General features: G+C 38.5%; 14 protein-coding genes. 7 read left to right on the top strand and 7 right to left on the bottom strand.

The window, feature by feature from the left end; all coding sequences use genetic code 11:
* Positions 1–17 precede the first annotated feature (17 nt).
* Complete coding sequence (locus GOM47_RS04785; RefSeq protein WP_235081230.1) at positions 18–1688, bottom strand: formate--tetrahydrofolate ligase; 1671 nt, start codon at positions 1686–1688, stop codon at positions 18–20.
* Positions 1689–1916: 228 nt separating this feature from the next.
* Here GOM47_RS04785 and coaB point away from each other — a divergent pair, with 228 nt between their 5' ends.
* The 5 genes from coaB (at position 1917) to GOM47_RS04760 (ending at position 5014) form a co-directional block, all read left to right on the top strand.
* Positions 1917–2606 carry a phosphopantothenate--cysteine ligase gene (coaB, locus tag GOM47_RS04780; protein WP_235081229.1) on the top strand — a complete coding sequence of 230 codons (690 nt, stop codon included), beginning with the start codon at positions 1917–1919 and terminating at the stop codon, positions 2604–2606.
* 11 nt (positions 2607–2617) lie between these two features.
* Positions 2618–3169: a phosphopantothenoylcysteine decarboxylase gene (coaC, locus tag GOM47_RS04775; protein ID WP_235081228.1), complete on the top strand. Its 552-nt coding sequence runs from the start codon at positions 2618–2620 to the stop codon at positions 3167–3169.
* The gene (locus tag GOM47_RS04770; protein WP_235081227.1) at positions 3153–3716 is read left to right on the top strand and encodes an ECF transporter S component; all 564 of its coding nucleotides are present in this window, start codon (positions 3153–3155) and stop codon (positions 3714–3716) included. Before coaC ends, GOM47_RS04770 begins: the two co-directional genes overlap by 17 nt.
* Positions 3717–3959: 243 nt before the next feature.
* Positions 3960–4487, top strand: coding sequence for a hypothetical protein (locus tag GOM47_RS04765; RefSeq protein WP_235081226.1), 528 nt, complete (start codon positions 3960–3962; stop codon positions 4485–4487).
* An 11-nt stretch (positions 4488–4498) separates the two neighbouring features.
* A complete protein-coding gene (locus GOM47_RS04760) occupies positions 4499–5014 on the top strand; it encodes a transcription repressor NadR (RefSeq protein ID WP_000159158.1) in 516 nt (171 codons plus the stop codon).
* On the opposite strand, the gene GOM47_RS04755 is transcribed toward GOM47_RS04760, so the two are convergent.
* From GOM47_RS04755 to GOM47_RS04730, 6 genes are all read right to left on the bottom strand, one after another.
* Positions 5011–5478: an 8-oxo-dGTP diphosphatase gene (locus GOM47_RS04755; protein WP_235081225.1), complete on the bottom strand. Its 468-nt coding sequence runs from the start codon at positions 5476–5478 to the stop codon at positions 5011–5013. The genes GOM47_RS04760 and GOM47_RS04755 overlap by 4 nt on opposite strands.
* Before the next feature lie 23 nt (positions 5479–5501).
* On the bottom strand, positions 5502–6044 hold the full coding sequence (locus GOM47_RS04750; RefSeq protein WP_235081224.1) for a hypothetical protein: 543 nt from the start codon (positions 6042–6044) through the stop codon (positions 5502–5504).
* A gap of 105 nt (positions 6045–6149) precedes the next feature.
* A complete protein-coding gene (locus GOM47_RS04745; protein WP_235081223.1) occupies positions 6150–7013 on the bottom strand; it encodes a hypothetical protein in 864 nt (287 codons plus the stop codon).
* A gap of 63 nt (positions 7014–7076) precedes the next feature.
* Positions 7077–8900 (bottom strand): DUF2971 domain-containing protein, encoded by a 1824-nt coding sequence (locus tag GOM47_RS04740; protein WP_235081222.1) that lies wholly within the window; start codon positions 8898–8900, stop codon positions 7077–7079.
* Between the two features lie 14 nt (positions 8901–8914).
* Entirely contained in the window at positions 8915–10903 is a 1989-nt protein-coding gene (uvrB, locus tag GOM47_RS04735) for an excinuclease ABC subunit UvrB (protein WP_235081221.1), read from the bottom strand.
* Between the two features lie 76 nt (positions 10904–10979).
* On the bottom strand, positions 10980–11933 hold the full coding sequence (locus GOM47_RS04730) for a CPBP family intramembrane glutamic endopeptidase (RefSeq protein ID WP_235081220.1): 954 nt from the start codon (positions 11931–11933) through the stop codon (positions 10980–10982).
* Between the two features lie 172 nt (positions 11934–12105).
* Between GOM47_RS04730 and GOM47_RS04725 the strand changes: the two genes are divergently transcribed.
* The gene (locus GOM47_RS04725; protein WP_235081219.1) at positions 12106–14271 is read left to right on the top strand and encodes an ABC transporter substrate-binding protein/permease; all 2166 of its coding nucleotides are present in this window, start codon (positions 12106–12108) and stop codon (positions 14269–14271) included.
* Positions 14271–15011, top strand: coding sequence for an amino acid ABC transporter ATP-binding protein (locus tag GOM47_RS04720; protein WP_235081218.1), 741 nt, complete (start codon positions 14271–14273; stop codon positions 15009–15011). The genes GOM47_RS04725 and GOM47_RS04720 overlap by 1 nt, the downstream gene beginning before the upstream one ends.
* Positions 15012–15126 lie beyond the last annotated feature (115 nt).

Here is a 15126-nt window from a genome sequence, read left to right as displayed (position 1 = left end):
TAAATATAATCTAAATATTAGAACAATCCTAGAACGGTTCCATCACTTTCAACATCCATATTGAGAGCGGCTGGACGTTTTGGAAGACCTGGCATGGTCATGACATCACCAGTTAAAGCAACGATAAAACCTGCACCCAATTTTGGTACCAATTCACGAATGGTAATTTCAAAGTTTTCTGGAGCTCCAAGTACATTTGGATTGTCAGAAAAACTGTACTGAGTTTTAGCCATACAGATTGGCAATTTGTCCCAACCATTCTGAACAATTTGAGCGATTTGCGTTTGAGCTTTCTTCTCAAAGTTCACTTTTGTACCACGATAGATTTCAGTGACAATCTTTTCGATTTTTTCTTGTACAGAAAGGTTATTGTCATAAAGACGAGTGTAGTTGGCTGGATTTTCAGCAATAGTCTTAACAACCGTTTCGGCAAGCGCTACACCCCCTTCTGCGCCATCAGCCCAGACACTTGCTAATTCAACTGGCACATCGATTGAGGCACAAAGTTCCTTCAAAGCTGCAATTTCAGCTTCTGTATCAGTTACAAATTCATTGATGGCTACAACTGCTGGAATACCAAACTTACGGATATTTTCAACGTGACGTTTCAAGTTGGCAAATCCTGCACGAACCGCTTCAACGTTTTCTTCTGTCAAAGCATCTTTAGCGACGCCACCGTTCATCTTGAGGGCACGAAGGGTTGCAACGATGACTACCGCATCTGGAGAAGTTGGCAAGTTTGGTGTCTTGATATCAAGGAATTTCTCAGCGCCAAGGTCTGCACCAAAACCAGCTTCAGTAACAGTATAGTCAGCCAAGCGAAGGGCTGTACTTGTTGCCAAAACAGAGTTACATCCATGAGCAATATTGGCAAAAGGACCACCGTGTACAAAGGCGGGTGTACCGTAAATTGTCTGAACCAAGTTCGGCTTAATAGCATCCTTCAAAATCAAAGCCAAAGCACCTTCAACTTGTAAATCACCTACAGAAACAGGCGTACGGTCATAGCGATAACCGATTACAATATTAGCCAAACGACGTTTCAAATCTTCAATATCAGTCGCCAAGCAAAGAATCGCCATGATTTCAGAAGCAACTGTAATGTCAAAACCGTCCTCGCGTGGAATACCGTTTAGAGGACCACCAAGTCCAACGGTCACATGACGAAGGGCGCGGTCGTTCAAGTCCACAACACGTTTCCAGAGAATGCGACGTTGGTCGATTCCCAGCTCATTTCCTTGGTGTAAGTGGTTGTCAATCAAAGCAGAAAGGGCATTGTTAGCAGTTGTAATAGCATGCATGTCTCCAGTAAAGTGAAGGTTGATGTCCTCCATTGGTAGGACTTGGGCGTAACCACCACCTGCAGCACCACCCTTGATCCCCATTACTGGACCAAGAGACGGTTCGCGGATAGCAATCATCGTTTTCTTACCAATTTTGTTCAAGGCGTCTGCCAGACCGATGGTAATGGTTGACTTCCCTTCACCTGCAGGCGTTGGGTTGATGGCAGTAACCAAGATCAACTTCCCAACTGGATTGCTCTCAACTGCACGAATTTTATCAAAGCTGAGTTTAGCCTTGTACTTCCCGTACAATTCCAAATCGTCGTAAGAAATACCAAGTTTCTCAACAACATCAACGATCGGCTTCAACTCAATACTCTGTGCGATTTCAATATCTGTTTTCATTCAAAACTCCTCTAGCCTCTAATGTGATAATTCATTATAACACAAAACAAGATTTTTAACATCCATAAACTCTCTAAACGTTCGTAAATATCAATATTTCAGGGGTTATAATAGCGCTTTTTAAAATTTTATATGCTTTTATAGTTTTAGACTATAGTATTCCTTCGTTTTATCAAAAATTTATCGCTTTCATTTTACTTAACGTTTATTTTTGTGTACAATAGTCCTATGAAAATTTTAGTTACGTCGGGCGGTACGAGTGAAGCTATCGACAGCGTCCGCTCTATCACGAACCATTCTACAGGTCGCTTGGGGAAAATCATCACCGAAACCTTACTTGCTGCGGGGCATGAAGTTTGTTTGATAACGACAAAACGAGCTTTGAAGCCAGAACCTCATCCCTATCTAACCATTCGAGAAATCAAAAATACCAATGATCTTCTAGTTGTGATGCAAGAACTTGTTAAGGATTACCAGGTCTTAATCCACTCAATGGCAGTTTCTGACTACACTCCTGTTTATATGACAGGGCTTGAGGAAGTTCAGGCTAGCTCCAATCTAGAAGAATTCTTAAACAAGCAGAATCATCAGACTAAGATTTCTTCAACTGATGAGGTTCAGGTTTTATTCCTGAAAAAAACACCCAAAATCATCTCTCTAGTCAAAGAATGGAATCCTGCTATTCATCTGATTGGTTTCAAACTGCTAGTTGATGTCTCTGAGGATTATCTCATAGAAATTGCTAGACAGAGTCTTATCAAGAACCAAGCTGACTTGATCATTGCAAATGACCTTACTCAAATTTCAGCAAATCAGCATCGGGCAATCTTTGTTGAGAAAGAGCATCTTCAAACTGTTCAAACAAAAGAGGAAATTGCAAGCCTCCTCCTTGAAAAAATTCAAGCATACGATTCTTAGAAAGGAAAGCCATGGCAAATATTCTCATCGCAGTGACAGGTTCTATTGCCTCCTATAAATCAGCTGACCTAGTCAGTTCCTTGAAGAAACAAGGCCATCATGTCACTGTCTTAATGACTGAGGCAGCAAGAGAGTTTATCCAACCTTTGACACTACAAGTCCTCTCTCAAAATCCTGTCCACCTTGATGTCATGCAGGAACCCTATCCTGATCAAGTCAATCATATTGAAAGAGGCAAAGAAACCGACCTTTTTATCGTCGCCCCTGCTACTGCTAATACCATTGCCAAACTAGCACATGGTTTTGCGGATAGCATGGTTACCAGTACAGCTCTTGCCCTGCCAGACCACGTCAAAAAGTTAGTCGCACCAGCCATGAACACAAAAATGTATGACCATCCGGCAACTCAGGCTAATCTAAAAACATTAGAGACCTATGGTTATCAGATAATCTCTCCCAAGGAATCTTTACTAGCCTGTGGCGATCACGGAAAAGGCGCCCTAGCGGACCTGGATATTATTTTAGAAAGAATAAAGGAAACACTCAATGAAAAAACGCTCTAATATTGCTCCGATTGCTATCTTTTTTGCGACCATGTTGGTCATTCACTTTCTGAGCTCACTCTTATTTAATCTATTCCCATTCCCAATTAAACCAACTATCGTGCATATTCCTGTTATTATTGCAAGTATTATTTACGGCCCACGAGTTGGTGTTACACTCGGTTTTCTTATGGGGCTATTGAGCTTAACGGTAAACACGATTACCATCCTTCCAACCAGCTACCTCTTCTCACCTTTTGTACCAAACGGAAACATCTATTCCGCAATGATTGCCATCCTACCTCGCATTTTGATTGGTCTGACTCCTTACTTGGTATATAAACTGATGAAAAATAAAACTGGGCTAATCCTAGCTGGTGCTCTCGGTTCCCTAACAAATACCGTCTTTGTCCTCGGTGGAATCTTCTTTCTTTTTGGAAATGTCTTTGATGGAAATATCCAAAAACTCCTGGCAACCGTTATTTCTACAAACTCAATTGCCGAGCTTGTCATTTCTGCCGTTCTAACAGTAGCAATTGTCCCACGTCTCGAAACCTTGAAGAAATAAAAAAACAACTCCACTTTCGTCCTGAAGGTGGAGTTTTAGTTTTCACCAGTAAAGGCTCATCTTCTACTCATAAAAAGTTATTTACCAAGGATTCATTAGTTTAAAATTTTGAAAATATATGAAAATCCTTTGAATCTACCACCTATACTTTTGAAAATTTTTAATAACATCAAAATAAATTCTTGACATGTCTATCTATTTATTGTACTATACTTGTGTATATACAGTTAAATGGAGGTTCTTATGGATATACGGAAAAAAACGCAGTTTATGACCATGACTGCCCTACTCACAGCAATCGCGATTTTGATTCCAATCATTATGCCTTTTAAAATCGTCATCCCACCAGCTTCTTACACCTTGGGAAGTCATATCGCCATCTTTATCGCCATGTTCCTATCACCTTTGATGGCTGCTTTTGTGATTATTGCTTCTAGTCTCGGCTTCCTGATGGCAGGCTATCCTATGGTTATCGTCCTTCGCGCCTTTTCTCACATCGTTTTTGGTACTTTAGGAGCATTTTACTTAAAAAAATTCCCTGAAACCTTGGATAAACCAAAGGCATCTTGGATTTTTAACTTTGTTTTGGGTGTTGTTCATGCTATCGCTGAAGTGGTAGCTTGTATCATCTTCTATGCTACTTCAGGGACAAACGTTGAGAATATGTTTTATGTTCTCTTCGTCCTAGTTGGTTTTGGCACAATTGTCCATAGTATGGTAGACTATACATTAGCACTAGCTGTCTATAAAGTGCTTCGAAAACGTCGCTAAAAGGAAAAACTATGACAAAGGATCGCAAACAAGCTCTTCTCAAACTGTTAAAAGAGGCACCAAAAGCTCTCAATGGTCAAACCTTGGCTGAGCACTTTCATGTTACGCGCCAAGTCATTGTACAGGATATCGCTATTCTCCGAGCTGATGGGGCTCCTATCCTATCCACCAATCGTGGTTATATCTACAAAGAAAATGATGCCAGCCCCTACGTTCACAAACTCTTTAAAGTGAAACATGAACTGGAAGAAATCGGTCAGGAACTTCTAGCTATTGTAGATAATGGCGGACGCGTTCAAAATATCTTAATTGATCATCCCGTTTATGGTGAAATTGAAACTCTGCTCAAACTCACCTGTCGTCGAGATGTCCAGCACTTTCTGGAACAAGTTGAAAATTCTGACTTTAGACCACTTTCTGAATTGACAGACGGCATCCATTACCACCTTGTTGAAGCTGAGACACAACAAGACCTCCACTATATAGAGGAGGCCTTGGATCAGTTAGGTTATTTGGTAAAGGATTAGAAAATTTTCTTTTCCCAATCGTCTTCTGTACGGCGAGGGTAGAAAAACTCTGACTTGTCAGGTGCTTCCATCATCTCGAGCAAGGGTAGCATATCATAGGCCAGATCCAAGTTTGGAATATGGTCTTTTTGCACCCAAGAAACTTCTCCTTCATCTGAAGAGCGAAGGGTACCAGAGAACTCAGTCGCCTTATAACAAATGACAATATAGCGCTCACCTGTATCTAAGGGCCAATTTTTAATGCCGACAAGTTGAGGATTTTGGATAGGCAATCCTGTTTCTTCATAGATTTCACGTATAACAGATTCTGCGAAAGCCTCACCATTTTCTACATGACCTCCAGGAAAGGCATAACCAGACCAGCGATTCTCTTCAGGAGAGCGATACTGCATAACCACGCGCTGAGTTTCGAGGTCTTCAATCAGACAAATGTTTGTTAAAATCGTTAATTGGGAGCGGGACATAAATTTACTCACTTTCTAAGTTGTTATATAATTTTTTCAGACTTGATGTCAGATTTCATGATAAAGGGATTGATCAGCTCATGATAATAGTATACATCATGAAGCAAATATCCTTTTGTTATGACAATTTCTTGTTCCCTAACTTCATAATCAATAGTGATTGGAACAGGAGGATTTGGAATAAAAGCGAAGACGACAATTACAAATAACCAAATATAAAAACTACAAATCGCACTGCGCACTCCTTCAAGGAAGCGATATTTCCCCTTTAAAAAGTAAATAAAAATATGCGAAATAGAGAGAATAATTGGAACAAAAATCCCTGTATTCCACGCTATGGGAATAAATTTCAGTCCAAATATCCCAAATAGAAGATCAAGAATTGCAAAGGACCTCAAAAAGCGAATAAATAGAGTAAAAATTAGAAGAAAGAGCCAAATATTCCAAATAATCGGAGTAAATGATAAACCAAATGACCATAATATGAAATGAGCGATAACAAATGCTATCAGTAAGGAATATAGGACAGTATAAATAAGCTTGTTAAAAGTACTTGAATTTTTCACTATTTATTTCTCCTTTAAATTCAAAATACTAACTAATGACTAATATCCATCACTTTTAAATTATCTCGTCTATTATTTTAACACAAATTATTACATATAAAATTTTTAGTTAAAATTACTTCCATAATAGAGCATCTTATGATTTTGAACCTTTAAAGGGACACTACTGCCCGAACGATATCCTTTAGCACCATAGTAGTAAGAAACCTCATAAAAGGCATCTGGCAACTCGGCATTATCTATCCCATTTGAAATAAATCCTGTCAGTCCGCCTTCACTATCAAAATAATCTTTCTCACCCTCTTCTAAAACAGTATCGCGATAGATGATGTATCCTTTTATCATTTCTTTTCCCAAGAATTCATCAATAGGGAGATCATACAAACCTTGAAAAGCTTTCCCTTCCTTACGGTTCTTTTCAATGAGGGCATAATAGTCTTGGATATTTTCAGATTCAGTATCGACACTCCAGTAACTATTCACATATTCTAGATTTGGATTTTCATATTGCTTAAAAAAACTCTCTACCTTCTCTTTGTGAGAAATACTGACAGGATGCTGGTTAAGTAGTTTATGAGCCATGTCTGAAAATTCTTGTAACATGGTTCTCGTAGTCCCATCATAGGCCAGTTCTTCATCAGTCTTTTGGGGATTGTATTTTGAGGACTTTGGACGATAAAACAAGGCATGACTCACAGTGACTCTACTTCCATCAACCTCTTCACTATAATCGTGTTCAATTTTATATTTTTCAGAAGTCCATTTATCTCTAGAAAACTTCGTAACCTTCATATCTCCTTTAAAACCATACAAATCAAGGGTTCTTCTTACTGCTGTCTCTACTTCCGCTTGATTTGCTTCAGGGAAAATGTCATAAGTTGTTGTAAAGAAAAGGAAGGCAAAACGTAGAATAAAGAATAAAGGGACAATATTTACAATGAAGAAAATTAATAGTAACCATTTTTTCATTACTAGCTTCTCCTTATTAATAAAAAGATTATAATTTCTTTGAAGCTTTAATTTTTTCTAAACTCAACGATAAGGAATTTTCGAACTTTCTATCTCTATATCAGGATCAACAAGTTTCAAGTATGGAGCTATGTAGTCTGGATCAACCACTTTTGATCCCAATTTTACTTTCGAATATCTTAAAGGCAAAAGATTAATATATACGAACAATCCATAGCGCCCATCATCCATTGGAGTTAAGTGAATGTATTTTCTAAAATCTTCATAGCTAGATTCTTTAAACTTTTTTAAACCTATTTTATGTTCATATGGCCGTCTAGTCGATATTCGTTCCTTTATAAGGGAATCATCAAAATTGATTAAAATACGATACTCACTTTCATATTCATAGTCTGCTACCTTAAAAAGATAAGATATTTTGGCTAAATTACTAGAAATCTCCGAAACTACTTTTCTCTCATCCTTATTCATCAATTCTGTAATAATTATTTTTAAACTGTGAAGTCTTGTACCAACGAGAGACTCATCTTCTTTATCATTTTCTAGATAATAAATTTTTACAAATTCTAAAAAATCATGTTCAACAATATTCTGTATATACTCCATGTCATACTCTACAAATGCTCCCTCGCATTTATCTGCATATTGTGTCCACATTGGTAAACTGTCCGATACAGTAGTCAAAGAAGATAAAAATACATTAGAATTTTGATAATCTATTGAACTTCTCTCCAAACCTAAATATTCATACAAAGCCTGACCTTCCATCGGATCGTTAAGCTGCTTTGAATGCGTTAAACGTAAAAAGGGAGGCTCGAATTCTTTGTCGGATTTTGCAGCCACAATTAAAAATTTAGTCAAAGTATCAATTTTTGTATAGTGACCATATCTTTCTTGTCTTTTTAAATTATCAATATCAACTGTTAAAGTTACTCGAATTTCATCAATCAAAGTATTCGCAAACTTTTCTAGATTTTGTATAGAATACCCTTCCAAGTCATTTGAATTTCTTATATCTATATTTCCTAATTTCCCCCATTTTTCTAATAAATTAAAAGCTTGCGTATTGATGACATCCGATTTATTATATCGCATTATAGATTGAATAATATTTTCATAATACTTATTTGTATCTAAACTATTAGAATCTAACCATGATAAATAAAATTCTATATAGAATTCATCTGGATTATTTTCATAATACTCATTATACTCATTGATTGATACTAAACTTTTCGGTTCGAAATTTTCAAAAATTTCTTTACTTTCAATATTTTTATTATTCAAGTAGTTGTTTTGATATTTAGATACAAGAGAATCATGAGTCTTTTTTAGCGCAGATTCTAAGTCAGTCTTTTTAATATTTATTCTATAAAAAAGGATAAAAACCAAAGAAAGTATGAATCCTATGATATCCTGATCAATTCCACTATCTTTTGATTCTTTTGATTTTTTCATATAACTAATATAACTAATATAACTAATATAACTAATAGTTTTTGCGTACAAACTATCCTGTTTAAAAAAATCTCGATATACTTTTATACCTTCAATTTTATCAAAATATTTTATAAGAGAGTAAGAATACCAGAAAAAGCTTTCTCTTAACAACTTATTTTCTAGAAAATGCTGGATATTATCTTTGAGAATTTTTTCTGATTTTTTTAACACTTCCCTATGAATTGTTATTTCGAGTAGTTGATGAAATACAAATAAAATCTCTAAAATTACTGGTAATTTTAATAAACTATCTTTGGGAGATAATTTTAAAAAGTTATTTAAAAGTTTCTTAAGTTCAGATTTTCTTTTCTCTATATCCAATTCTTTCAAACTTTTAATTAGCGAATCAGCATCAATACCTGATTTATAATCTGATAATATTGTCATAAGTCCTCTCCTCTCTATCCCAACGCCTTGACTTCCAACATCATATCTCGAATCTGAGCCGCCAGTTCAAAGTCAAGCACTTCGACGGCTTCTTGCATTTGTTTTTCGAGTTTTTTGACGAGTTCCTTACGTTCTTGTTTGTTGAGGCTATTGATATCGACTTCCTTGTCCTCTTCCTTGGCAACTGCCTTGGTTACGGCGATTAGGTCACGAATTTCTTTCTTGATTGTCTGTGGCACGATACCATGCTCTTCATTATAAGCCATCTGGATTTTACGACGGCGAGCCGTTTCATCGATAGCTCGTTGCATAGACTGGGTAACTGTGTCCGCATACATGATGACATGGCCCTCACTATTACGAGCAGCACGTCCAATGGTCTGGATAAGACCACGTTCGTTACGTAGGAAACCTTCCTTGTCAGCATCGAGAATGGCAACCAAGCTTACTTCAGGAACGTCAATCCCTTCACGAAGGAGATTGATTCCGACCAAGACATCAAAGACACCCAAACGCAGGTCACGGATAATCTCTGTCCGTTCCAAGGTCTTGATATCTGAGTGCATATACTTAACCTTGATACCCATTTCTTTGAAGTAGTCAGTTAAGTCCTCTGCCATTTTCTTGGTCAAAGTGGTGATAAAGGTTCGTTCGTTCTTCTCAACACGGGCATTGATTTCACCTAAGAGGTCATCAATCTGTCCCATTGTCGGACGGACTTCCACCTCTGGGTCTAGAAGCCCTGTTGGGCGAATGATTTGCTCAATCACTGTCTCGGTCTGTTCATTTTCATAGTCACCCGGTGTCGCTGAAACATAAATAATCTGATGCACATGACTTTCAAACTCTTCACGACGAAGAGGACGATTGTCCAAAGCAGACGGCAGGCGGAAACCATAGTTTACTAACATTTCCTTACGCGAACGGTCTCCATTGTACATGCCCTTAATCTGCCCCATGGTCATGTGACTCTCGTCAATCATGATCAAGAAATCATCTGGGAAGAAATCAAGAAGCGTATAAGGGGGCTCTCCTTCGCTACGACCATCCATGTGACGAGAGTAGTTCTCAACCCCATTTGTATAACCCATCTCACGTAACATCTCAATATCATACTCTGTCCGCTGTTTCAAACGCTGGGCTTCTAGCAGTTTACCCTCCTTCTCAAAGACAGCTAACTGCTCCTCCAACTCTGCCTGAATCTTGGCAATCGCAACCTCCATGTGATCATCATTGGTCACAAAGTGAGTCGCAGGGAAAATCGCCAGATGATCCACTTCTCCCAATACCTGACCAGTCAGAGCCTCAACTTCTCGGATACGGTCAATTTCATCTCCGAAGAACTCTACTCGAAAAGCGTGTTCATCACGGGAAGCTGGGAAAATCTCTACCACATCCCCACGCACACGAAATCTTCCCCGTTGAAAGTCGATGTCATTACGCTCAAACTGAATATCTACCAAGTCATTCAAGAGTTTATCACGCGAAATCTCAAGACCTGGACGCAAACTTACCACGCTATCAGCATATTCCTTTGGCGAACCCAAACCATAGATACAAGAGACAGAAGCTACGACAATGACGTCATTGCGCTCCAGAAGGGCTGAAGTCGCTGAGTGGCGAAGCTTGTCAATCTCGTCATTAACAGAACTGTCCTTCTCAATGTAGGTATCACTAGAAGGCACATAGGCCTCGGGTTGGTAATAATCATAGTAGGACACAAAGTACTCAACAGCATTTTCAGGGAAAAATTCCTTAAACTCTCCATAGAGCTGACCAGCTAGGGTTTTGTTATGGGCAATGACCAGAGTTGGCTTATTAACTTTGGAAATGACCTGACTCATGGTATAGGTCTTCCCTGTACCCGTCGCCCCCATCAGAATTTGAGCTTTTTCTCCACCCTCAATGTTATCAACCAACTGCTCGATCGCTTGGGGTTGATCTCCTGATGGTTGGTATTTTGATACTAGTTTAAATTGATTATCTGTAATCCGATTGATCATAAGAATCCTCTCTCGATGTGCTATTCCTATTTTAGCATACTTGTAGCATTTTCACGAAGAAAAGGACGGACCTAAGTCACATCCTTTCATTTTCTTTCTTTAATTGATAAGCGAGATAGACAATCAGCAATAACAAAACCAGACTTGTCATGATAGAACCTTCTATACCAAAAGAACCACCTGATAGCCAATCTTGATTGCCTTGTGGTAAAAAGGTCATCAGAGACGTTCCTGATGGTTGACCACTAACTAAAATCCCAAATAGATTTCCTTGAGCAAAATTCCAAGCCCCATGAATACCTGCAACACCCCAAACAGTATCGGTTTTGAGAAGGTAAAGAGCCATGGTAACTCCGAATAAGAAGAGATTCGCTAGAGATAGAGGTGTTAGACCAGAATTCCCCGCATGAAGCAGGGTAAAAAGTACGCTAGATATAACAATAGCAAGTTTTAGATTTGTTCTTGAGGCCAATTGAGGAAGGAGCCAAGCACGGGACACCACTTCTTCTGCTGTCCCCTGTAAAATCCAAAATGGGATAGTAAAGACGACAAAAGTAAGCGAATAAGGATTCAAGCGAATGGATTCCAAACGATATTGCCCCAAGACCATCAAACCTAACAAGGTCAGAAGAAAAAGTGCCAAACCTAGGCCAAATCCTTTCAGAAGACTGCTAAGGAAACTTTCTCTATAAAATCCCAAGGTTCTAATAGATCTTTTCTCAACTTTTTTAGTCCATCTGAACACAGTGTTGAGAATAAAACCAAAGGACAGCAATGCTAAAATTAAACGAAAGTCACTTGTTTTATCCGTCAAGCTCTGCTGCAAGGTTTGCAAGTAAGTTGCAAGATTTTGACCAGACTCTCCAAAGTTTCTAGCAAGTCCGATGAGAGCTAACAAGCTAATACCATACAAAGTATATGCAACAAACTCTCCTATAAAGACAAAAACAAAGGCTAACAAAGGACTTGTGTAAATATTTAAACTCATTTGGGAAGATTGGAAGTCTTTAAATATTCTTTTATTCTTCATGTTCCTGTCCTCATTTCTTCTATTACATACTATTATTATATCATTTTATAGTAGCAATTCAAGAAGGAAAAGAAAACATAGATGTTATATTTTCTGACACGAAAATATAAAAATTTGCCTTTTCATTCATTTTCTGATATAATGGGAAAATATTCGGAAAAGGAGACTAAAAATGAAGAAAAAAATACTAGCATGTTTGCTCATTTTATTTCCCATTTTCTCACTAGGTATGGCAAAAGCTGATACTGTTAAGATTGTGTCTGATACAGCTTACGCACCTTTTGAGTTTAAAGATTCAGATCAAACCTATAAGGGGATTGATGTTGATATTATCAATAAAGTCGCAGAAATCAAAGGATGGAACATCCAAATGTCTTATCCTGGCTTTGATGCAGCTGTAAATGCAGTGCAGTCAGGTCAAGCAGATGCTATTATGGCAGGTATGACAAAAACAAAAGAACGTGAAAATGTCTTTACCATGTCTGATACCTATTATGATACAAAAGTTGTCATTGCTACCACAAAGGCGAATAAAATCACCAAATATGAGGAACTTAGCGGGAAAACAGTTGGAGTTAAGAACGGAACTGCCGCTCAACGCTTCCTCGAAAGTATCAAAGATAAATACGGTTTCTCTATTAAAACCTTTGATACAGGTGATTTGATGAATAACAGTCTAAGTGCTGGTGCTGTAAATGCCATCATGGATGACAAACCTGTTATTGAGTATGCGATTAACCAAGGACAAGATCTCAGCATCAATATGGATGGTGAGGCTGTTGGAAGCTTTGCTTTTGGTGTCAAGAAAGGGAGCAAGTATGAACACTTGGTTACCGAGTTTAATGAAGCCCTAGCACAAATGAAGAAGGATGGTAGCTTGGAGCAAATCATCCAAAAATGGACAGCTTCTACAACAACGGCAACCCCAACGACAACTACTGCTGCTGGACAAAAAGCTACTCCATTGAAAAGCAAGTACATTATTGCCAGTGACTCATCTTTCGCCCCATTCGTCTTTCAAAATTCAAGCAATCAATACACCGGTATTGATATGGACCTCATCAAGGCCATTGCCAAAGACCAAGGTTTTGAAATTGAAATTACCAACCCAGGATTTGACGCAGCCATTAGTGCTGTACAAGCAGGACAAGCAGATGGTATCATTGCTGGTATGTCTGTAACAGATGCCCGTAAGGAAACCTTCGACTTCTCAGAATCCTACTACACAGCAAATACGATTCTCGGTGTGAAAGAATCAAGCACCATTGTTTCTTATGAAGACCTCAAGGATAAAACTGTCGGCGTTAAAAACGGAACTGCTTCTCAAACGTTCCTTACTGAAAATCAAAGCAAATACGGCTATAAGATTAAAACCTTTGCAGATGGGGCTTCTATGTATGACAGTCTGAACACTGGCTCCATCGATGCCGTGATGGATGATGAGCCAGTTCTCAAATATTCTATCAGCCAAGGTCAAAAATTGAAAACACCAATCGCTGGAACTCCAATCGGTGAAACAGCCTTTGCCGTTAAAAAAGGAACAAACCCAGAATTGATCCAGATGTTCAATAATGGACTTGCGAACCTCAAAGCTAACGGAGAATTCCAAAAGATTCTTGACAAGTATCTAGCTAGCGAATCTTCAACTAACTCTACAAGTACGGTTGACGAAACAACTATCTGGGGCTTGCTTCAAAACAACTATAAACAACTTCTTAGTGGACTTGGAATCACTCTTGCTCTAGCGCTTATTTCATTTGCAATTGCCATTGTCATCGGGATTATCTTCGGTATGTTTAGCGTTAGCCCATACAAATCTCTTCGTGTCATCTCTGAGATTTTCGTTGACGTTATCCGTGGTATTCCCTTGATGATTCTTGCAGCCTTCATCTTCTGGGGAATTCCAAACTTCATCGAGTCCATTACAGGCCATCAAAGTCCAATTAACGACTTTGTAGCTGGTACCATCGCCCTCTCACTCAATGCTGCAGCTTATATCGCTGAAATTGTTCGTGGTGGGATCCAAGCTGTTCCAGTTGGGCAAATGGAAGCCAGCCGCAGTCTTGGTATCTCTTATGGAAAAACCATGCGTAAGATTATCTTGCCACAAGCGACTAAATTGATGTTACCAAACTTTGTTAACCAATTTGTTATTGCATTGAAGGATACAACCATCGTGTCTGCTATCGGTTTGGTTGAACTCTTCCAAACTGGTAAGATCATCATCGCCCGTAACTACCAAAGTTTCAAGATGTATGCAATCCTTGCTATCTTCTATCTTGTAATTATCACGCTTTTGACTAGACTAGCGAAACGCTTAGAAAAGAGGATTCGTTAATGGCAAAACTAAAAATTGATGTAAATGATTTGCATAAGTATTATGGAAAAAATGAAGTTTTAAAAGGCATTACTACTAAGTTTTATGAAGGGGATGTTGTTTGTATCATCGGTCCTTCTGGTTCTGGTAAATCCACTTTCCTCCGTAGCCTTAACCTTCTCGAGGAGGTAACGAGTGGTCACATCACAGTAAATGGTTATGATCTGACTGAAAAATCAACCAATGTCGACCATGTTCGTGAAAACGTGGGAATGGTCTTCCAACACTTCAACCTCTTTCCTCACATGTCCGTCCTAGAAAATATCACTTTTGCACCTATTGAACACAAACGGATGACCAAAGAAGAAGCTGAAAAATTGGGGATGGAATTGCTGGAAAAAGTCGGCCTTGCAGACAAGGCTAAGGCAAATCCAGATAGCCTTTCAGGTGGTCAGAAACAGCGTGTAGCCATCGCTCGTGGACTTGCCATGAATCCTGATATCATGCTCTTTGATGAGCCAACTTCTGCTCTTGACCCTGAGATGGTCGGAGATGTACTAAACGTTATGAAGGAATTGGCAGAGCAAGGCATGACCATGATCATCGTAACTCATGAGATGGGATTTGCTCGTCAGGTGGCCAACCGTGTTATCTTCACAGCGGATGGAGAATTTCTTGAAGATGGAACTCCAGACCAAATCTTTGATAACCCACAACACCCTCGACTGAAAGAGTTCTTGAACAAGGTCCTAAATGTATAAAACAAAACTGTAAGGAAATCCTTACAGTTTTTTAATTGCGTATTGGATTTTTTGATTTTTTTGAAAATTATGATAAAATAAAGACTATGAAAATGAGGAAATCTCATCCCTAGTC

Source organism: Streptococcus oralis, assembly GCF_021497945.1.
Classification (GTDB): Bacteria; Bacillota; Bacilli; order Lactobacillales; family Streptococcaceae; genus Streptococcus; species Streptococcus oralis_BR.
This window is presented reverse-complemented; position numbering and strand designations above follow the sequence as displayed.